Origin of the sequence: Pseudomonas sp. D8002, assembly GCF_013385695.1 — a bacterium.
Taxonomy (GTDB): domain Bacteria; phylum Pseudomonadota; class Gammaproteobacteria; order Pseudomonadales; family Pseudomonadaceae; genus Aquipseudomonas.
Genome location: NZ_JACAPM010000047.1, coordinates 1 through 19,415 on the forward strand (window position 1 = coordinate 1; position 19,415 = coordinate 19,415).

At 61.5% G+C, this 19,415-nt stretch carries 21 protein-coding genes; 8 read left to right on the top strand and 13 right to left on the bottom strand.

The window, feature by feature from the left end:
- Window positions 1-102: 102 nt before the first annotated feature.
- From HX807_RS25595 to HX807_RS25610, 4 genes are all read right to left on the bottom strand, one after another.
- Window positions 103-504 carry a biopolymer transporter ExbD gene (locus HX807_RS25595; RefSeq protein ID WP_017478080.1) on the bottom strand — a complete coding sequence of 134 codons (402 nt, stop codon included), beginning with the start codon at window positions 502-504 and terminating at the stop codon, window positions 103-105.
- A gap of 1 nt (window position 505) precedes the next feature.
- Window positions 506-1,231 (bottom strand): MotA/TolQ/ExbB proton channel family protein, encoded by a 726-nt coding sequence (locus HX807_RS25600; RefSeq protein WP_085984637.1) that lies wholly within the window; start codon window positions 1,229-1,231, stop codon window positions 506-508.
- A 50-nt stretch (window positions 1,232-1,281) separates the two neighbouring features.
- Window positions 1,282-2,091 (bottom strand): energy transducer TonB, encoded by an 810-nt coding sequence (locus tag HX807_RS25605; RefSeq protein ID WP_177009311.1) that lies wholly within the window; start codon window positions 2,089-2,091, stop codon window positions 1,282-1,284.
- A gap of 240 nt (window positions 2,092-2,331) precedes the next feature.
- On the bottom strand, window positions 2,332-3,183 hold the full coding sequence (locus HX807_RS25610) for a LysR family transcriptional regulator (protein WP_008433713.1): 852 nt from the start codon (window positions 3,181-3,183) through the stop codon (window positions 2,332-2,334).
- A 105-nt stretch (window positions 3,184-3,288) separates the two neighbouring features.
- Between HX807_RS25610 and HX807_RS25615 the strand changes: the two genes are divergently transcribed.
- The 6 genes from HX807_RS25615 to HX807_RS25640 all read left to right on the top strand — a co-directional run bounded on the left by HX807_RS25615 (window position 3,289) and on the right by HX807_RS25640 (window position 8,744).
- Window positions 3,289-3,750: a nucleoside deaminase gene (locus HX807_RS25615; RefSeq protein ID WP_177051488.1), complete on the top strand. Its 462-nt coding sequence runs from the start codon at window positions 3,289-3,291 to the stop codon at window positions 3,748-3,750.
- On the top strand, window positions 3,737-4,936 hold the full coding sequence (locus HX807_RS25620; RefSeq protein ID WP_177051490.1) for a CynX/NimT family MFS transporter: 1,200 nt from the start codon (window positions 3,737-3,739) through the stop codon (window positions 4,934-4,936). The genes HX807_RS25615 and HX807_RS25620 overlap by 14 nt, the downstream gene beginning before the upstream one ends.
- Window positions 4,937-5,010: 74 nt before the next feature.
- Window positions 5,011-5,943 (top strand): LysR family transcriptional regulator, encoded by a 933-nt coding sequence (locus HX807_RS25625; RefSeq protein ID WP_177051492.1) that lies wholly within the window; start codon window positions 5,011-5,013, stop codon window positions 5,941-5,943.
- A 130-nt stretch (window positions 5,944-6,073) separates the two neighbouring features.
- Entirely contained in the window at window positions 6,074-7,246 is a 1,173-nt protein-coding gene (locus tag HX807_RS25630; protein ID WP_177051494.1) for an L-dopachrome tautomerase-related protein, read from the top strand.
- Window positions 7,247-7,258: 12 nt separating this feature from the next.
- Window positions 7,259-8,140 carry a LysR family transcriptional regulator gene (locus HX807_RS25635; RefSeq protein WP_008433706.1) on the top strand — a complete coding sequence of 294 codons (882 nt, stop codon included), beginning with the start codon at window positions 7,259-7,261 and terminating at the stop codon, window positions 8,138-8,140.
- 292 nt (window positions 8,141-8,432) lie between these two features.
- Window positions 8,433-8,744 (top strand): putative quinol monooxygenase, encoded by a 312-nt coding sequence (locus HX807_RS25640; RefSeq protein WP_003218128.1) that lies wholly within the window; start codon window positions 8,433-8,435, stop codon window positions 8,742-8,744.
- A gap of 38 nt (window positions 8,745-8,782) precedes the next feature.
- Here the strand turns inward: HX807_RS25640 and HX807_RS25645 are convergent, their stop codons facing one another.
- The gene (locus HX807_RS25645; RefSeq protein WP_023659329.1) at window positions 8,783-9,862 is read right to left on the bottom strand and encodes a fatty acid desaturase; all 1,080 of its coding nucleotides are present in this window, start codon (window positions 9,860-9,862) and stop codon (window positions 8,783-8,785) included.
- A gap of 101 nt (window positions 9,863-9,963) precedes the next feature.
- Here HX807_RS25645 and HX807_RS25650 point away from each other — a divergent pair, with 101 nt between their 5' ends.
- Complete coding sequence (locus HX807_RS25650) at window positions 9,964-10,968, top strand: AraC family transcriptional regulator (RefSeq protein ID WP_087693638.1); 1,005 nt, start codon at window positions 9,964-9,966, stop codon at window positions 10,966-10,968.
- Window positions 10,969-11,113: 145 nt separating this feature from the next.
- On the opposite strand, the gene HX807_RS25655 is transcribed toward HX807_RS25650, so the two are convergent.
- Window positions 11,114-11,479 (bottom strand): response regulator, encoded by a 366-nt coding sequence (locus tag HX807_RS25655; RefSeq protein ID WP_003218132.1) that lies wholly within the window; start codon window positions 11,477-11,479, stop codon window positions 11,114-11,116.
- 38 nt (window positions 11,480-11,517) lie between these two features.
- The gene (locus HX807_RS25660; protein WP_177051496.1) at window positions 11,518-12,204 is read right to left on the bottom strand and encodes a Crp/Fnr family transcriptional regulator; all 687 of its coding nucleotides are present in this window, start codon (window positions 12,202-12,204) and stop codon (window positions 11,518-11,520) included.
- A gap of 83 nt (window positions 12,205-12,287) precedes the next feature.
- Here HX807_RS25660 and HX807_RS25665 point away from each other — a divergent pair, with 83 nt between their 5' ends.
- Complete coding sequence (locus tag HX807_RS25665; protein WP_003218136.1) at window positions 12,288-12,812, top strand: DUF962 domain-containing protein; 525 nt, start codon at window positions 12,288-12,290, stop codon at window positions 12,810-12,812.
- Window positions 12,813-12,938: 126 nt separating this feature from the next.
- Here HX807_RS25665 and HX807_RS25670 read toward each other — a convergent pair whose 3' ends face one another.
- From HX807_RS25670 to dibA, 6 genes are all read right to left on the bottom strand, one after another.
- Complete coding sequence (locus tag HX807_RS25670; protein ID WP_003218138.1) at window positions 12,939-13,919, bottom strand: sulfate/molybdate ABC transporter ATP-binding protein; 981 nt, start codon at window positions 13,917-13,919, stop codon at window positions 12,939-12,941.
- Window positions 13,920-13,922: 3 nt separating this feature from the next.
- Window positions 13,923-14,795: a sulfate ABC transporter permease subunit CysW gene (cysW, locus tag HX807_RS25675; protein ID WP_003218139.1), complete on the bottom strand. Its 873-nt coding sequence runs from the start codon at window positions 14,793-14,795 to the stop codon at window positions 13,923-13,925.
- Window positions 14,796-14,808: 13 nt separating this feature from the next.
- Window positions 14,809-15,627 carry a sulfate ABC transporter permease subunit CysT gene (gene cysT / locus HX807_RS25680; RefSeq protein ID WP_003218141.1) on the bottom strand — a complete coding sequence of 273 codons (819 nt, stop codon included), beginning with the start codon at window positions 15,625-15,627 and terminating at the stop codon, window positions 14,809-14,811.
- A gap of 163 nt (window positions 15,628-15,790) precedes the next feature.
- Complete coding sequence (locus tag HX807_RS25685; protein ID WP_003218143.1) at window positions 15,791-16,801, bottom strand: sulfate ABC transporter substrate-binding protein; 1,011 nt, start codon at window positions 16,799-16,801, stop codon at window positions 15,791-15,793.
- A 76-nt stretch (window positions 16,802-16,877) separates the two neighbouring features.
- The gene (gene oscA, locus HX807_RS25690; RefSeq protein WP_003170956.1) at window positions 16,878-17,060 is read right to left on the bottom strand and encodes a sulfur starvation response protein OscA; all 183 of its coding nucleotides are present in this window, start codon (window positions 17,058-17,060) and stop codon (window positions 16,878-16,880) included.
- A 322-nt stretch (window positions 17,061-17,382) separates the two neighbouring features.
- Window positions 17,383-19,293 (bottom strand): phosphodiesterase DibA, encoded by a 1,911-nt coding sequence (dibA, locus tag HX807_RS25695; protein WP_008433689.1) that lies wholly within the window; start codon window positions 19,291-19,293, stop codon window positions 17,383-17,385.
- Window positions 19,294-19,415: the final 122 nt, after the last annotated feature.

Below are 19,415 nucleotides of genomic sequence, written 5' to 3' on the forward strand. Positions count from 1 at the left end.
ACCTAAATAACGGATATGTACCCAGCCCCCCAAAATCACAGCCCAAAAAAAAGGCCGCACCCTGCCAAGGAGACGGCCAAAAAATTGTCGAGGCATTTGAAACTAACGTGCAGTAATCACCGACAGCTTGGTAATCCCCGCGCGCTCGATAGACGCCATGGCTCGCGCCACTTCGCCGTAGTTCACTCCATCATCAGCCTGCAGTTGCACCCGCACCTCCGGGTCCTTGGCCTTGGCCGACTGCAAGTTGAATTCCAGCAAATCCGGCTGGATTTCATCCTTGTTGATAAACAGTTTGCCGGCCGCATCAATGCTCACCACCAGCGGGTCCTTCTGCTCCACCGGGGCCACGGCCTCGGTCTTGGGCAAGTTGATCGGAATCGCATTGGTCAACAACGGCGCCGTGACGATAAACACCACCAGCAGCACCAGCATCACGTCCACCAGCGGCGTAACGTTGATCTCGCTCAGCACCTCATCACTGTCTTGCGTGGAGAAGGCCATCTCAGGACGCCTCCTTCACTTTTTGCGCGCCACCCTGGGCACCGGCCTTGCTCAGCGTCGGGTGCAGCAGCACGCGGAAGGAGTTCTTCTGCGCCAGGCTGTAGAAGTCGTGGGCGAAGTCGTCCAGGTCAGCAGCCGTGAGCTTCAGGCGACGCAGGAAGTAGTTGTAGACCAGCACCGCCGGCACCGCGACGGCAATACCCACACCCGTGGCAACCAGTGCCGCACCGATCGGCCCGGCCACGGTTTCAAGGCTGGCGGAACCGGCGGCGCTGATGCCTTTCAGGGCTTCCATGATCCCCCACACAGTGCCGAACAGACCGATAAACGGCGAGGTGCTGCCGATACTCGCAACCACGGCCAGGCCGGTCTCCAGGGAGCGACGCTCACGCACGATCTGTTGGCGCAAAGCGCGTTCAAGACGGTCCTGATGGTTGATCGCCTGGCTCAGGTCAGCAGCGTGTGGCGCTTCACCGACCTGGATCGCGGCGTAACCAGCCTGGGCCACACGAGCGGCGGCGCCGGGTTTGGTTTCAGCGAGTTCAGCGGCCGAGTCCAGGCTGGATGCCGCCCAGAACTGTTTGTGGAACTTGCGATCCTGGGACTTGAGGCGGCCGAACTGGACGCCCTTGAGCAGGGCCAGGCCCCAGGTAGCGACCGAAAAGACCACCAGCAGCCAGATCACCGCGCTTTCGATGGATTCAGTTGGAGATGCTAATGCCATGATGTTTTCCCTCTGTGCAGGTCGCGATGTGTCCAACACACCGCATCCAATAATTAATGAATCTTGAAATCGATCGGTACGCTGACCCAGCCGTCCTGGGCCACATCACCCTGCTTGGCCGGTACAAAACTCCAGCGCTTCACGGCAGCCAGTGCGGCTTCGTCGAGTTGCTGGCGACCACTGCTTTTCTGAATCTGGATCTCACCCGGCTTGCCGGTGGCCAATACATGCACCCGCAACAGCACCGTGCCTTCCCAACCCCGGCGCTGGGCCAGTGACGGGTATTCCGGCGCCGGGTTCTTCAGGTACGCGGCGTTGGCCGAGGCCGGTGTGACCGGCGCGGGCGCAGGCGGTGCCGGCGGTGCTGGAGCCGGTGGCGCGGGTACAGGCGGCGCGGGCGGCTGCTCGGCTACCGGTTTCGGTGCGGGCTTGGGCACAGGCTTCGGCACCGGCTTGGGTTTCGGAATCTTTTTCGGCGCCGGCTTGGCGGCCAATTCATCAACCACCGGCGGCGGTGGCTCGACAACCGGTGGCGGCGGCGGTGGCGGTACAGGCGGCGGCTCCACAACCGGCGGAGCCGGCTGGGAAAATTCGATCGTCATCGGCGGGATTTCCGGCGGCACAATCGGCAGCACCGGGGTTGGCTTCTGGCTGACCCAATAGATCACCGCGCCATGCAAGGCCAGCGCGAGAATCCCCAACAGGATCGCTTCACGCCGACTCAACACACCCTTCGGGGTTTTCTGCGTACGCAACTGCCCCAACGGCGCGCGATGCGGCCGGCCAAGGTCGACCAACTCACCACCCGGTGCGTGGCGCCACTGCGCCTCTTGTGCACTGGCGGCGGTCTGGACATTGCCCATTGATTAACTCCCCTGCGGTCTTAAGCAAAAAAACCGACGGGCCTGCCTTGGCGGCCGTCGAGGGCTGAATCATCGGGGGCAGACGCTTATCTCTTAAAGTAATCTTTAAAGTTATAGATAGATCTAAATTGAATAACCGAAACATCCGGATACGCCGAAGCCACGTCCTGCGCGGCCTGGCGCCGAGGGGAAAAATCTCAATGCTTTTGAGGCATACAAAATATTCACTGAAGGCATGGCTCAGCGTGGATTACCGGCACACAAATCCTGCAATTGGCGTAGCAACGCCTGCCCGGCCGCACCAAGGCCGTTACGGCCATACAGCGCCAGCCGCACGCCCTGCACCGCAGGCAAACCGCTGTCCGCGCCCAACACCACGTGCCCGGGCTGCACCACCCGCACCGGCAACAGGCTGATCCCCAGCCCCGCCGCCACCGCCGAACACACGCTGGCCAAGCTGGCGCTGGAATAACCGATGCGCCAGCGCCAGCCGCCCACCTCCAGGTGATGCAGCATTTCATTGCGGTACAGGCCGCCAGCGGGAAACGCCACCAACGGCAGCGGATCACGTCCCAGGGACGGCGAACTGCGGCTGTCGACCCAACACAACGGCTCCGGCCAGGACACCAGGCAGTCATCGCTGTCACCCATTTGCTTGACCAGCAGCACGTCGAATTCACCGCCGCGATAATCCCGCAACAATTCCGGCCCCAAGCCGCTGGTGACCTCCAGGCGCACCCGCGGATAAGCCTGCACAAACGCCGACAGCAGCGGCATCAGGCGCTCGGCCGCAAAATCCTCGGGCACCGCCAGGCGCAACACGCCATCGCTCTGCTGATTGATCAGCACGTCGGCCGCCTCTTCGTGCAGCGCCAGGATGCGCCGCGCATACGCCAGCAAGCGTTCACCCTCCACCGTGGCCACCACGCGGCGCTGATCCCGGTCGAGCACCTGGCTGCCCAGTGCATCTTCCAGGCGGCGGATCTGTTGGCTGACCGTGGACTGGGTCAAGTGCAGCCGCTCGGCCGCGCGGGTGAAATTGCCGCAATCGACGACGGCAACAAAGCTGCGCAACAACACAGGATCGAACATGGGCTCACCATTCCATTTGCCACTGATTGGCATGTTTATATTTAATTTCAGAATACCCCTGCGGCTGCCCATACTTCACGCCTCATTGCGCACGAGGGGTTTTCCATGACTGACGATCAACAGCATCTGCATCACGCCGTGCAACTGGCCAAGGCCAACGTAGCCGCTGGTGGCCGCCCGTTTGGTGCCGTGCTGGTGCGCGACGGCGAGGTGCTGGTGGAGGCCGTCAACGAAATCCACCTGAGCCAGGACCCCACCGCCCACGCCGAGATGCTCGCCATCCGTGCCGCCAGCCAACAATTCGGCCCGCGCCTCGACGGTTGTGTGATCTACGCCAGCGGCCAGCCCTGCCCGATGTGCCTGAGTGCGATGCACCTGTGCGGCATATCCCGCGTGGTGTTCGCTGCCAGCAACGACGTGGCGGCGCCCTTTGGTTTGTCCACAGCAGCGATCTACCAGCAACTGGCGCTGCCGCTGGCGGAGCAAAAATTGCCCGTACAGCACCTGCCGCAGGCAGCGATGCAAGCCCTCTACCGCGAGTGGCAGGCCCTGCATGACGCTGAATAATTCATTCGCAGGCAAGCTCGCCGGTTGGGGTTTGTTGGTAGTACTGGGCCTGAACCTGCGACCGATCCTCAGTTCCATCAGCCCGTTGCTGGGGGAAATCCGTCTGGCCACCGGCCTGAGTTTCCAGAGCAGCGCCCTGCTCACCAGCCTGCCGGTGATTTGCATGGGCCTGGTGGCGTTGGTAGGTGTGCGCCTGGAGGCAAGGCTGGGGGAGCGTCGCGGAATCGCCCTGGGCTTGATGATGATTCTGCTGGCGTGCCTCGCGCGCTGGCTGTTTGGCCAGGCGCCGGCGCTGCTGGCCACGGCATTGTTCGGCGGTGCGGGTGTGGCGCTGATCCAGGCGCTGGTGCCGGCGATGATCAAGCGCCAGTTTCACCAGCGCGTGCCGTTGGCGATGGGGGTTTACTCGGCTTCGCTGATGGGCGGCGGTGGCTTGGCCGCCCTGCTCAGCCCGTTGGTGGCGGGGCATTTCCAGCAGTGGCAGGCGGGGCTCGGGATCTGGCTGCTACCGGCCCTGGGCGCACTATTGTTGTGGGCGTGGCTGCCATTGGGTGCGGCGAAAAACCCGCAGGTGACGGCGCCGTTCCAGGGCCTGCGCAACCGTCGGGCGTGGTTGCTGGCGCTGTATTTCGGCCTGGTGAATTGCGGCTACATGAGCATGGTCGCGTGGCTGCCGGCCTACTATCAGCAGTTGGGTTGGGGCGTACTGCCCAGTGGTTCGCTGCTGGCGTTCATGACGATCTTCCAGGTAATCGCCGCGCTGCTGATGCCGGCACTGGCGCAACGTGGCATTGATCGTCGACCGTTACTGAGCATCAGCCTGCTGGCCCAGACCGTGGGCTATATCGGCCTGCTGACGGCGCCGCTGGAGTTCCCCCACGTGTGGGTGGCGTTGATCGGTTTCGGCCTGGGAGCGTGTTTCGCCCTGAGCCTGTTGTTGACCCTGGATCACCGCCGCGACCCTCGGGAGGCCGGCCAACTGGCGGCGTTCGTCCAGGGCGTGGGCTTTTTGATCAACGCCGTATCACCGTGGCTGACCGGCTGGCTGCGGGAATTGACTGGCAGTTTCGTAAGCGCGTGGATGGTGCTGACGCTGACGGTGGTGGCGATGCTGATACTCACCCGGGTGTTCAGCCCGGCCACCTACCGCACAGGCTCTATGGATATGCAATTTGAATCTAGATAAAACAATGAACATTCTTTTGCGGAATAAGCGAGGCGATTAGAATCGCGGTTTCCTTCAGGACGCCGGAAAACTCCATGGACCTTCGCCAACTGCGCTACTTCATTGCTCTGAACGAGTACCGCAGTTTTGTGCGCGCCGCCGACGCCATGGGCATTACCCAGCCGGCGTTCAGCCGCAGCATCCAAAGCCTGGAACAGGAGTTTGGCTGTGTGCTGGTGGACCGCGCCCACAAAGACCTGCGCCCCACTCCCGAGGGCCAGGTGGTGTTGCAACATGCCTTGTCGCTCGTTCAGGGGGCGGCGCGGCTGAGCCACGAAGTCACCCGCATGACCAAGCTCGACGCCGGCGAATTGCGCTTTGGCTGCGATGCCGTGGCGGCGGTGAACCTGGTGCCTGGAGCGATCGCACGGTTTGTCGGCGCTCATCCACGAGTACGCAGCAGTTTGCATGTGGATAACTGGGAAAAACTCGGACGCAGTTTGAGTCGCGAAGAGATCGAATTCTTCATCGCCGATGTGCGCCACTTCGAGGCCGATCCGAATTTCCAGACCCAGGCCCTGACACCCCGGCGCAATGTATTTTTCTGCCGCGCCGGGCACCCGTTACTGGCCAAGGACAGCCTCTCGACCAACGACCTGTTTGACTACCCGCTGGCCACACCGCTGATCGCTCCCGGGGTACGCAAGCTACTGGCCAACCTGAGCGGGCGTGTCGACTTTTCTCCCGCTATCGAACTGGAGCAGTTTGCGGCGCTGGCGGCCATCGTGCACCAGTCCAATGCGATTGGCCTGGGTGCCGAGGATGCGTTTGCCGAAGACTTTGCCCGTGGCGCACTGACGGTGTTGCACTGGCGCAACGTGCCTCACAGCCTCGACAGTTTGAACAACCGCTGCGGGATCATCAGCCGTACCGGGTTTCGCTTGTCGCCGGCGGCGAAGGCGATGATCGAAACCCTGATCACCGTGGATACCCCCTCTGCTGAAGCAAGCTTGCTCGCCCGCAATTAAAAAACCAGGCTTGCGCGCGACAGCCCATTCTCTTGATTTCAATGAAACTGTTATCGGCAATCAGCGGGTTTTTTCGCCTGCCGGGAACCGACACCATTGGCTCCAGAACAGAAAAACCTGGAGCCCTGCCATGTACTTGAAATACCCAATCAGTTGGACTGCCCTTGCCTTGGCAGCGGCCCTCACCGGCACCGCCGCCCAGGCTTCCATGCCGGCGAACCTGCCCGCCGATCAGAGCGTTGGCGCCATCGAGCAGGTGCACGCCTTCCAGGATGCCATGCCCACCGGCGTGAGCGTTACCGAGACCGGACGCATCTTTGTCAACTTTCCTCGCTGGGGCGACGAGGTGCCGTTTACCGTCGCAGAATTGCGCGACGGCAAAGTCGTACCCTACCCTGACCAGGCGATAAACCAGGCCAACCCCAAAGACCCGGCCAAAGGGTTTATCAGCGTACAAAGCGTGGTGGCAGACGGGCGCGGACGCCTCTGGATACTGGACACCGCGGCGCCTGGCTTCTCGCCTCCACAGCCAGGTGGTGCCAAGCTCGTCGCAGTTGAGCTCGCCACCAACAAGGTGGTCAAGACCCTCGTATTCCCGAAAAACGTCATGCTGCCCGGCACCTACGTCAACGACATGCGCTTTGATTTTCGCGTGGGTGACCAAGGCGTGATCTATATCACCGACTCTTCACTTACCGGCCCGGGCGCGATCATCGTCATGGACATCGCCAGTGGCACGGCCATACGCCGGCTCAGTGGTGCACCCTCGACCTCGGTCGACCCGACCTTCGTACCCACGGTCGAAGGCCAGGTCCTGAAAGTGCGGGATGCCAAAGGCGGCACCCAGCCTTTTGCCGTGGCTTCGGACGGCATCGCCCTGTCGGCTGATGGGCAGACCTTGTATTTCTGCCCGCTGTCGAGTCGGCACCTGTACGCCATCCCCACGGCACTGCTGCGTGACGAGACAGTCAGCGAAGCACGGCTCGAAATGGCGGTCAAAGACCTCGGGGAAAAAGGCGCCTCGGACGGGCTTGAAGCCGACGCCTCGGGGGCCGTGTATGCCGGCGACTACGAAAACAACAGCGTGCGCAAACGGCTGGCGAACGGGCAATGGCAGACCATCGTCCATGATCCGCGTGTGCTTTGGCCCGACACACTGTCAATCGGTCCTGATGGCTACCTGTACTTCATCGCCAATCAGCTGCACCGCCAAAGCATCTTTCACGCAGGCAAAGACTTGCGCCAGAAACCCTACAGCCTGCTGCGCGTGAAGATCGATGGCGCGCCGGCGCCCACACACTAGCGGCGCCGAAGCATGAATATTGATGCGTTGAACCTGTTCATGCGATCAACAGAGCTGGGCAATATCACCGCAGCCGGCAGGGAGCTGGGACTCGCGCCCTCGGTGGCCAGCCACAAACTGGCGAAGCTTGAAGAATACCTGGGCATGCGCCTGCTGCATCGCACCACCCGCCAGGTCAGCCTGACCGAAGACGGTGCGCTGTTTCTGCCCCATGCAATCCGGGTGCTGGCAGCCGTGGACGAGGCCTATCTGGTCGCGGTGAAAGGCAAGGACGTGGCCAAGCGGGTGTTAAGAGTATCCGCCCCCGGGTCCTTCGCGCGGATGTGCCTGATGCCGGCCATTACCCGGTTCCTGCACGCCAACCCGAAGCTGAAGATCGACCTGATACTGTCCGATCAAATGCAGGACCTGACCGAGATCGGGATTGATGTGGCAATCCGCATCGCCGCCCTGAAGGACTCATCCCTGGTGGCGCGCAAGCTCGGCTGCGACAGACGCATCCTGTGTGCGGCACCCGCCTACCTCCAGGCGCATGGCGAACCGACTTCACCTGCGGAGCTGGTCAATCATTCCTGCATCCTGCTGGGCGACGAGGACCATTGGCGTTTCGTGGGTGCCCAGTCACACAAAGTCACGGCAATCAGTGGTTCGCTCAGAGTCAATTGCGGCGAAAGCGCACGGCTTGCCGCGGAGGGTGGGCTCGGCATCGTCTCTGTTTCACAGTGGAACGTCAGGCCCTCACTGGAAAGCGGCGCATTGGTGGAAATCATGCCGTCCTGTGTCCTGGAGCAAACCCGGGATATCTGGGCGATCTACCCCAGCGCGCGGTTGATCTCATCCAAGGCTCGGGCTTTCGTCGAGTTCATGATCGCCGAGTTCCAGGGCGATTTTTAGCATAGGGAAAAAATCATGACGGTGACTCACCAAGCTGCAGGCAGAACAAATCTCGCGAGCGGTCCACGCGTCGTTCGACTAGGGGTGACAGACTTGTCGTTCCATCGGGTTACCGCTGCGGTGGTAGTGCTGGTGTTGCAACGCATGGGCCTGACCGGGCAAAGACGGCCGTTCGATTCCGAGGCCTTTTACGAATTCTGAATTCGCGGCAGGCTGGCTACAAGCGCCTGCTCACTGAGGCTAGTTTGGCGATGCAGATGTTCTGCAATCTCCCCAAACCGAGGATTCCAACATGCTCTACCTGGTTTTCAGCGGCACCATCAAAGAAGGCAAACAGGCCGAGTTCTATCGTGATGTAGCGGCCGTTTCACAAAAGCTCACCCACCAGCACGACAAGGCCGTGGTCTATCAATGGCATAAGGATGAAGAGAACCCCAACCGGTTCTTTCTCAACGAACAGTGGGAAAGCGTCGCGGACCTGCACGCGCATTTCGAAACGCTCTACAAAGCCTTCGGCCCGGCGAAACCCACCGAGCGCCTGCCGGCGAAAATCCTCGCGTACCTGGATGAAGCACAGGTGAACTTCTACCAGGCCATTCAGTAAATCGCACCCGGTCACCCCAGGGTGACCGGGACGCTTGCTCAGATCGCTGTCCTTTCCACCGGGTTGAGTTCGCTCAGCCGTCCCTCCTGGCGCGCAAACCGATTGGCCCGGGCAAACGTGCCGAAATCGTTGAAGCGCACACCCATCTCCGCCATCACCTTGTGCGCCGTTTTCACCGTCATCTGGCGGATGTAGAACGGCTCCTTGACCACAAAGTGATGAATCCCGTGGGTGCTGCCGAAGTTGAAGCAGAACGCTTGCAACGGCCACAGCCACCACGGGTTGAGCACCTGGGTTTGCTGGATCACGTTGCCCGGCTCGATGTCACCGTAGTAGTGCATGTTGGAGCTGACAAAATGCAGGCAGAAGGTGCGCAGCACGTTGGGCCCGATGATCACCACGGCGGCGATGTCGATGATGTGCATCACTGCCAGGGTGTTGGCTGACCAGTCGATTGGCGCGCCCAGCAGGCTGGCGATGCCATTCGCGGCATGGAAGCCGAGGAACACATACCACGCGCCCCAATGCAGCAGCGCCAGCGGTGCGTAGACCAGCGCCGTGCGCTTGAGAATGCCCAGCTTGTGCTTCCAGGACGGTGCGCGCAGCACCCGGATCAGTGCCGACATGATGTTGTCGCCGACCATCAGCAAACGTGCCAGGCCCCACGGTTCACCGTTGGTGATCGCGCGCTCTTCGATGTCGGTTTCGCTGCCGGAAACCTTGTGGTGATTGAGGTGGATATGGCGCCGTACCCAAGGGTTGATGGTGCTGGGCCGCGCCAGCCACACCAGGCCCATCATCAGGTTGTGGGGCAGGCGCTGCTTGCGAAAGTACATGCTGTGGATCAGGTCGTGTTCCAGTTCGTGGGTCAATGACGCGAGGAATGCGTTGAGCAGCAGGCACACCCACCACGCCATGTGCCCGGTGATATACAGCGCCGCCGAACCCAGCATGCCCACCAGGGCAAAGGCCAGGATGCCCGCGCCCAACGCATCCTGATGCAGCAGCCAGGGGTGGCGCTGGCGCAATAACAGCCCCTCGGCCAGCACCACTTCACGAATATGCGCTGAACGCTGTTGTGCGTTCATCTGCCGGGGGCTTGCAGAAGTACCGTCCATGCTTCCATCCTCTGTCTTATTGATGCGTACATCCTGCCCTATGCGATCTGGCGGGACGCTAGCCCCACACGCCAACCTGTTGACCGCAAGCGCCAATCAACATGACCGAACCCACCTCTCTCGCCAGCTGGACCCGCGCCCTGCGCAAGCAGCTCGACGCCCTGGGCCTCGACAGCGCCGCGCTGTGCGCCCAGGCCGGGCTCGACCCGCAGTTGATGGAAGATCCGAACGCGCGCTACCCGCTATCGGCCACCACGCGCCTGTGGGAACTGGCGGTACAGGCCAGCGGCGACCCGGCGATTGGCTTGCGGGTGTCGCGGTTTGTCAGCCCCACCACCTTTCACGCGCTGGGTTATGCGCTGGTGGCCAGCGGCAGCCTGCGGGAAGTGTTCGAGCGGATCGTGCGCTATCACCAGGTGGTCAGCGACGCACTGAGCCTGGAGCTTAGCCGGGAGGGCGAACGTTACCGCTTTCGCCTGCAACAGCCCGCCGGTACACCCGCACCCGCGTTTGAGGCGATTGATGCGTTCGCCGCGATTTACGTGCGCACCTGCCGCAATCGCCTGGGCCGGGAGTACGCGCCGCTGGCGGTGTACCTGCGGCGGCCCGAGCCGGCTGATCCCAAGCCGTGGCACACGGTATTTCGCGCACCGGTGTTTTTTGCCGCCGAGGAAGACCGTCTGGAATTTGCGGCACGGGACTTTGACAGCCACCTGGACGATGCCAACCCCGAGTTGGCCGAGCACAATGAAACCGTGCTCAAGCGCACCCTGGCGCAACTGCGGCCGCTGACCTGGGAACGCAAGGTGCGTTCGGCCATCGAAGCGCAGTTGCCTGACGGTGAGCCGAGCGCCGAGCGCATCGCCCAGGCGTTGCATCTGAGTTTGCGCAGCTTGCAGCGGCATCTGGCGGATGAGGGCTGCCGGTTTGATGCGCTGCTGAACGAATGCCGGGAGAACCTCGCGCTGCTGCATCTGCGGGATCCCGAGTGTTCGCTGGCGGAGATCAGTCATTTGCTGGGGTTTGCCGATACCAGCAGCTTCAACCGGGCGTTCAAGCGCTGGACCGGGATCACGCCGGGGCAGTTTCGGGATGGGTTGAGGTAGCTGGAGTTGCGGCGGCTGCGAGGGCCTCTTCGCGAGCAAGCCCGCTCCCACATTTGACCACATTCCAAAGGATGTACTCGGTCAAATGTGGGAGCGGGCTTGCTCGCGAAAGCGGTCAATCAAACACCCCAAAAGCCAGTGGCAGTCAGCGCCCCCGATCCCGCCGCAACACCTTCTTCACCCGCGCCACCAACGCCCGGGCCTCAAACGGCTTGAGCAAATAATCATCCTCATGCAATTCCAGCCCACGCAGCCGATCTTCAATCCCGTCCGGCGTGGTCAAAAACAACATCGGCGTCTCACCCTTCAACCGGATCGCCTGCTGCAGCTTCCAGGCATTCAGCCCCGGCAGCATCACATCCAGGATCACCAGGTCGTATTCGGTGCTTTCCACAAAGCGCAGGGCCGCCATGCCATTGGCCGCCACCTCCACCGTGTAGCTGGCCTCTTCAAGACTGCGGCCCATCGCCTCGGCCGCCTCTGACTCGTGTTCCACTAGCAGGACGCGCATAACACACCTCGAATAATCGTGAACGCAGGCTACCACCCTCAGGCATGCGCCGCCTCGCGCAAACGTTGCGGGTCGAGGATTTCGATCTCGCCATAGCCCAGGCGCACGATGCCCTGGCCTTGCAGGTCCTTGAGCAACGCATTGGTGGTCTGGCGCGACAGGCTCAGCATCGCGGCCAGGTCTTCCTGGGGCAGTTGCAGCACCTGCCGGGCCTGCTCGATGTCGCCATAGCCCTCGGCGATCATCAGCAGGCGGTGCGCCACCCGCACCGACGCCGGCATCAGGCTCAATTGCTCGATATTGATAAAGGTCAGGCGCAGTTTCTGGCTCATCAACAGGGCCATGTCGCGCCAGTAACGCGGAGTCTCTTCGAGGATCTGCAGCAACGCCGGTTGTGGCACCTGCAACAACGTACAAGGCCCGACCGCGCAGGCGTCGTGGGTGCGGGGCAACCCATCGAACAGGGAGATCTCGCCGAACCAGTACGGCAACTCCGCCAGGCTCAACACTGCCTCCTTGCCCTGCTCGTTCACCGCGCTGATGCGCAAGGAGCCTTCCAGCACCGCGTACAACCCACACGGCGGATCGCCGCGCTTGAACAGGTATTGCCCCGCCGTCAGCTGCCGCAACCGGGCGCTGGCCAGCAAGCTATTCTGTAGATCAGCAGGCAGATGGCTGTACCAGTGACCGGTGGCCAGCCGTGGGTGCCATTTCTCTACATCCATGCGAACTCCGAAGATTGTCGGCCAGTTGACAGTGTGTCGTGGGCCTACAGGGCATGATCAAACATCCTACAGGAGGAACAACAATGAAAAGCCTCGTCGACCATCTCAGTCAATACGCCGCCTACCACCGCGACCCGCGCAATATCGCCAGCCACTTTATCGGCATCCCGCTGATCGTCGTGGCCGTGGCCGTGCTGCTGTCACGCCCCGAATGGACGGTGGCCGGGCTGTGGCTGTCGCCCGCGGTGGTAGTGGCGCTGCTTTCGGCATGGTTCTACCTGCGCCTGGAACTGGCGCTCGGCGTGTTGATGACGGTGCTGATGGGCCTGTCGGTGTGGGCCGGGCATGTGCTGGCGGCACAAAGCACGCTGGTGTGGCTGAGCAGCGGCATCGGCATGTTCGTGGTGGGCTGGGTGATCCAGTTTGTGGGGCATTACTACGAGGGGCGCAAGCCGGCGTTTGTCGATGACGTGTCCGGGTTGATCGTGGGGCCGTTGTTCGTGGTGGCGGAGTTGGCGTTCCTGGTGGGGCTGCGGCATGACCTGAAGCGGCAGATTGAAGAGCGCTCGGGGCCCGTGGCCGTGCGGCACAAGAACGCCACGGCCTGAGCAACACTGGAGATCCAAATGTGGGAGCGGGCTTGCTCGCGAAAGCGGAGTGTCAGTCACCGGATGTACCGACTGAACCACCGCATTCGCGAGCAAGCCCGCTCCCACATGGGTTTTGCGGCGCTTTTAGGCTTTTTGCCAGACCTTGGGCTTGAAGAACAACGTCTCGCCCCGCGCCAAACCAGTCAGGCTGTCGTGGTCTTTCACCACTTCAGCCTCGATCAACTCGCTCTGGCCTTCGACCTTCAGGGTCACCCGGGTGGTCGCGCCAAGCGGGCGAATATCACGCACTTCAGCCGCGTGGTGGTCTTCCAGTTCATGGCGCGACAGCGACACTTCATGCGGGCGGAACAGCACGTGCTTGTCTTCACCCAAATGCAGGCGGTTGGAGTCCCCGAGGAAGTGATAAACAAAATCACTGGCCGGGTTTTCGTAGACTTCGCCCGGTGAGCCAATCTGCTCGATCACGCCCTTGTTCATCACCACGATGCGGTCCGCCACTTCCATGGCTTCTTCCTGGTCGTGGGTCACGAACACCGAGGTCAGGTTGATGTCTTCGTGCAGGCGCGCCAGCCAGCGGCGCAGTTCTTTACGGACCTTGGCATCGAGGGCGCCGAAAGGTTCATCCAGCAGCAGCACTTTCGGCTCTACCGCCAGGGCGCGCGCCAGGGCGATACGCTGGCGCTGGCCGCCGGAGAGTTGTTCCGGGTAGCGATCCGACAACCAGTCGAGCTGCACCATGTTCAGCAGCTCGTGGACTTTTACCGCGATCTGGCTTTCGGTGGGGCGCTGGTTTTTCGGTTTCATCCGCAGGCCGAACGCGACGTTGTCGAACACGGTCATGTGGCGGAACAGCGCGTAGTGCTGGAACACAAAGCCGACGTTGCGATCACGCACGTCGTGGCCGGAGACGTCTTCACCATGGAACACGATGTTGCCGGCATCCGGGGTTTCGAGACCGGCGATGATCCGCAGCAGGGTGGTCTTGCCGCAGCCGGACGGGCCCAGCAACGCCACCAGCTCGCCACTCTGGATGTCCAGATTGATGCTGTTCAGGGCCTTGAAGGCGTTGAAATTCTTGCTGACATTACGGACTTCGATCGACATGACTTATTCCTCACCAGCACTTTTGCGCAGGCGGTTGATACGGTTCTCGCTCCACTGCTTGAGCAGCAGGATGAAGAGCGCCAGGATCAGCAACAGGCTCGCGACGGCAAACGCGGCGACGTGGTTGTATTCGTTGTAGAGGATCTCGACGTGCAGCGGCAAGGTGTTGGTCACGCCGCGAATGTGGCCGGACACCACCGACACCGCACCGAACTCACCCATGGCCCGCGCGGTACACAGCACCACGCCGTAGATCAGGCCCCACTTGATGTTCGGCACGGTGACATGCCAGAACATCTGCCAACCATTGGCGCCCAGCAGGCGCGCGGCCTCTTCTTCCTGGGTGCCCTGCTCCTGCATCAGCGGGATCAGCTCACGCGCCACGAACGGCACGGTGACGAAGATGGTCGCCAGCACGATGCCCGGCAAGGCGAACACGATCTGGATGTCATGGTCTTGCAGCCACGGGCCAAAGAAGCCCTGGGCGCCGAACATCAACACGTAGACCAGGCCGGCGATCACCGGCGATACCGAGAACGGCAGGTCGATCAGGGTCACCAGGATACTTTTGCCACGGAACGAGTACTTGCTCACGCACCAGGCGGCGCTGACGCCGAACACGACGTTGAGCGGTACCGAAATCACCACGGCGATCACCGTGAGTTTCAGCGCCGACAGCGCGTCCGGCTCAAGGATCGCGGTGAAGAACGCACCCAGGCCATTCTTCAGGCCCTGGGACACCACGATAAACAGCGGCAGCAACAAAAACAGGAAGAACACCAGCCAGCCAAGGCTGATCAGGATGCGTCGGGACACCGCACTGCCACGACGGGCAGCGTTGGCCGAGGACGCGGCGGAAATAGACGATTGGGACATGTTCCGCGCCTCCTTATGGGTGTTCGATGCGCCGCTGCAGCAAGTTGATCAGCAGCAGCAGGACAAAGGAAACCACCAGCATCAGCACACCGATGGACGTGGCGCCGTGGTAGTCGTATTGGTCGAGCTTGACCATGATCAGCAACGGCAGGATCTCGGTTTTCATCGGCATGTTGCCAGCGATGAAGATCACCGAACCGTACTCACCGACACCTCGTGCAAACGCCAAGGCGAAGCCGGTCAACCAGGCAGGCAGCAGCGCCGGTACCAGGATGTAGCGGAACACTTGCAGGGGCTTGGCGCCGAGACAGGCGGCGGCTTCTTCGATTTCCCGGGGGATATCGGCCAACACCGGCTGCACGGTACGCACCACGAATGGCAGCGTGACGAAGGTCAGCGCGAGGGTGATGCCCAGGGGGGTGTAGGCGATCTTGAAGCCCAGGTCGGCGGCGAACTGGCCTACCAGGCCAGTGGGCGTGTACAGCGCGGTGAGTGCAATACCGGCGACGGCGGTGGGCAGGGCGAACGGCAAGTCGATCATCGCATCGATGATCTTGCGCCCGGGGAAGGTGTAGCGCACCAGTACCCATGCCAGCAGGGTACCGATCACGCCGTTGATGATCGCGGCATACAACGCAGTGCCGAAGCTCAGTTTCAACGCCGCCAGCACACGCGGTGCGGAGATGATGTTCCAGAACTGATCCCAGGTGAGTTGAGCGGCATGTACAAACATCGCCGCAAGGGGGATGAGTACGATCAGGCTGAGGTACACCACGGTGTAGCCCAGCGTCAGCCCGAAGCCGGGTATGACGGGGGAGATACGACGCGACATAAGAGTCCTTGGTTAGCGGGTAGATACCACTGTAGGAGCGAGCTTCTGTGGGAGCTGGCTTGCCTGCGATGCCGGCACCTCGGTGTATCAGTTACACCGAGGTGATGCTATCGCGGGCAAGCCCGGCTCCCACAGAAAGCTGGCTCCTACAGTTTGATTTTGCTTACTGCGCCGAGTAGATCTGGTCGAACACGCCACCGTCATTGAAGAATTTCGGTTGGGCAGTTTTCCAGCCGCCGAAGTCTTTGTCGATAGTCACCAGGTCCAGTTTCGGGAACTGCTGGGCGTATTTGGCGGCGACTTTCTCATCGCGTGGGCGGTAGAAGTTCTTCGCCGCAATCTCCTGGCCAGCCGGGCTGTACAGGTGCTTGAGGTACTCGGTGGCGATCTCGGTATTGCCCTTTTTCTCGGCGTTCTTGTCGACCACGGCCACTGGCGGCTCGGCGAGGATCGACAGCGAAGGTACAACGATGTCGAACTTGTCGGCGCCGCCGTCTTCCTTCAGGGCCAGGAAGGCTTCGTTTTCCCAGGCCAGCAACACGTCACCCTGACCGTTGTTGACGAAAGTGATGGTCGAACCGCGCGCGCCGGTGTCGAGGATCGGCACGTGCTTGAACAGCTCTTTCACGTATTCCTGGGCCTTGGCTTCGCTGCCACCGGCTTTCAGGCCGTAGGCCCAGGCGGCTAGGAAGTTCCAGCGGGCGCCGCCGGAGGTTTTCGGGTTCGGGGTGATCACCGACACGTCTTTCTTGATCAGGTCGCCCCAATCCTTGATGCCTTTAGGGTTGCCCTTGCGCACCAGGAACACGATGGTCGAGGTGTACGGGGTGCTGGCGTCCGGCAGGCGGGTTTGCCAGTTTTCCGGCAGGGTCTTGCCCAGTTTTGCGATTTCGTCGATGTCGCCGGCCAGGGCCAGGGTCACGACGTCGGCGCGCAGGCCGTCGATTACCGCGCGGCCCTGCTTGCCCGAACCACCGTGGGATTGCTGGATCTTGACGTTGTCACCCGGGTGCGACTGCTTCCAGAAGCTGGTGAATTCAGCGTTGTAGTCCTGGTAGAGCTCGCGGGTGGGGTCGTAAGACACGTTGAGCAGTTCGTAATCCTTGGCAACAGCGGAACCGGCAAACACGGCACTGGCCAGTGCTGCCAGGGCATAACGGCGAATCGACGACATAGAAGGCTCCTGAAATTCTTGGGTGTTGGCTTTTTTCTTATAGTTGCGGGTCTTGCAATCGAATCGCCGGTGTTGCTCAGCTCGGTTTGTTGCCCGGGTTCTGCAAACGGAATTTCTCTTTGCGTTCGATTTGTACTACCTGGGCGTTGTGCACAGTGATTTCCACCGCGCCAAACCGCAGATCGCGCAGGGCGCTCTGGATCTCGCGCAAAATGGCTGCTTCGTCCTGGCCGTCAACGCTACGTAGAGATGCGCTCATGGTCGTGCTCCTGAAATGAGAAGTGCCTCGCAGTGGCGGCACTGCTTGCGGCGTGAGGGCGATAGTAGATAAGCGCGGATATTCTTAAAAATACTATTTAAGAATGTTTATATAACCAGAAAGAATTTTCTGATGGGACGTGGGGTTGCGAGGGGTTTGGCGGGACGACCCATGAAATAAAGCCGTGTGGAGATCCAAATGTGGGAGCGGGCTTGCTCGCGAAGGCGGTGGGTCAGTGACAGATTTGCTGACTGCCACACCGCCTTCGCGAGCAAGCCCGCTCCCACATTTTGGCCCTGTTTGAAATCAGGACAGGCGGTGGTTAACGAATTGTCGGCGCCCTCGCCCAATCCAGCTCACTGGCCGGCATCGGCCGACCAAACCAGTACCCCTGGCCCAGGTCACAGCGCTGTTCCAATAGAAACCGCGCCTGCTCAACCTGCTCGATACCTTCGGCATGCACCTGCATGCCCATGCTCTGCGCCAACGCGATCACTACCCGCACGATCGCCGCATCGTCCTCATCCCACGGCAACCCGGCGACAAAACCCTGGTCGATCTTGAGCTTCTGCACCGGCAAGCGCTTGAGCCGCAGCAGCGATGAATAACCGGTGCCAAAGTCGTCGATGGCCAGGCGCAAGCCGAGCTCACGCAGGCGATGCATTTGCTCAAGGGCGACTTCCGGGTCTTCCATCACCGCGCTTTCGGTGACTTCCAGCTCTAAAAGCGCCGGATCCAGCCCCGTGTCGTGCAGCACCTTGGCCACTTGCTCATACAGCTCACGCCGGGCAAACAGGCGGCTGGACACATTCACCGCGAGAAACGTCAGCGGTGCGCCGTCTGCCAGCCATTGGCACATCTGGCGGCAGGCCTGGTCCATGACCCAGGCGTCGATGTCGGCAATCAGCCCGGTGCGCTCGGCAATCGGGATGAATTCCCCCGGCGGCACCAGCCCGCGCTCCGGGTGCTGCCAGCGCACCAGGGCTTCGACGCCGATCATTCGGCTGTCTTGCAGGTCGTGCACTGGCTGGTAGTAAACCCGCAGCTCCTGCTGATCCAGGGCGCGGCGCAGTTCACCGGCCATTTCCACGCGGTGCTGGGCGTGGGCGGTAAGCTCTTCGGTGTACAAGGCGTAGCCTTCGCGGCCGGCGCTCTTGGCCTTGAACAACGCGGAGTCGGCGTTGCGCAGCAGTTGCTCGGCGCTCAGCGCGTCGCTGGGGAACAGGCTGATCCCGATGCTCACGCTGATAAACAGTTGATGGCCGTCGAAGATGACCGGTTCTTTCATCGCGTCGAGAATACGTTGCGCCAGGGCGGCGGCCTGGCCCACCTGTGGACAACTTTCCGCCAGCACCGCGAACTCGTCGCCGCCCAGGCGCGCCAGGGTCACGCCGGGGCCGAACAGGCCTTGCAGGCGCTCGCCGACGGCCTTGAGCAACTGGTCGCCGACGTTATGGCCGAGGCTGTCGTTGATGATCTTGAAATGGTCGAGGTCGAGCAGCAGCAAGGCGCAGCCACGTTTATGGATCTGCGCGGAGGCCAGGGCCTGTTCGGCACGATCGGTGAACAGCAGGCGGTTGGGCAGGTCGGTCAGCGGGTCGTGATGGGCCAGGTGCGCCAACTCGCTCTCGGAGTGCTTGATGGCGCTGATATCGGAGAACACCGCGACGTAGTGGCTGATATGGCCCTGCTCATCACGGATCACCCGGATGGTCTGCCACTGTGGGTAGATTTCGCCGCTTTTACGGCGGTTCCAGATTTCACCGCTCCATTCACCGTCACGTTCCAGCGTCTCGAACATCGCCTGGTAGAAACTGGCCGAGTGGCGCCCGGACTTGAACAGGCTCGGCTGGTGCCCCAGCACGTCTTCGCACTGGTAGCCGGTGATTTCGATAAAGGCCCGGTTGACGTGAACAATCAGCCCCAGAGCATCGGTGACCAGCACCCCTTCGCGGGTGCAATCGAACACGGCGGCGGCCTGGCGCAGGCGCTCGCGGTTTTCCTTCAGTGGCTGCTGGATCAGGTTGGCCCGGGCAAAGTGTGCGCAGAGCAGGTAGATCGCCAGGGCACTGAGGCTGACCCACAGGTAACCGCGTATCTGAAGCCAGCGGCCCAGCTCCACGGGTTCATCGATAAAGTTGATCAATACCTGATGGCTGAGCTGAATCCACACAATCGAAACCAGCAGGTACATCAGCCCGGCACGCAGGGCACCTCGGTATGAAAACAGCATATGTTCAGTAATCCTTACTAAAAAACCAGATTCGCCCTACAAAGGTTACGGATTATAGAATAAGAAACATCCAGTCACTCCTATCTGAAAGGGCGGCTGGTTTTATCTGTAGGCTTAGTGAT